1 protein-coding gene is annotated in these 281 nt (G+C 57.7%); it reads right to left on the bottom strand.

Annotation, left to right across the window (positions count from 1 at the left end; all coding sequences use genetic code 11):
* The coding region (locus DDR33_RS26400; protein WP_158280883.1) for a hypothetical protein at positions 1 to 281 on the bottom strand (281 nt) is incomplete at both ends.

The raw sequence follows: 281 nt of genomic DNA, 5'->3' as shown, positions 1-281 counted from the left end.
CGGCTGTCGTACTGGGGGGCGGCATAGACGAGGGCTTTCAGGGCGGCGGGGTCTATGGCGGTATTGCCATTGTTCCACAGCCCGGTCATGATCACACGGCCCAATCCGTCGTACTTGGTCACCTGCCACTGGTTCTTCTTTCTCTGCTCTGCGTCCTGGCTGGCCACGACCTGGTCCAGCTGATTGTATACCTGGTACTCCCAGCCTTTGCCGGGGATTTTTTTGGCACTCATCCGGTTACGCTCGTCGTAGCGGTACTGGTAACACAGTGCGTTTTGTTT

This window comes from Pararcticibacter amylolyticus (genome assembly GCF_003130405.1).
GTDB classification, from domain to species: domain Bacteria; phylum Bacteroidota; class Bacteroidia; order Sphingobacteriales; family Sphingobacteriaceae; genus Arcticibacter; species Arcticibacter amylolyticus.
This window is presented reverse-complemented; position numbering and strand designations above follow the sequence as displayed.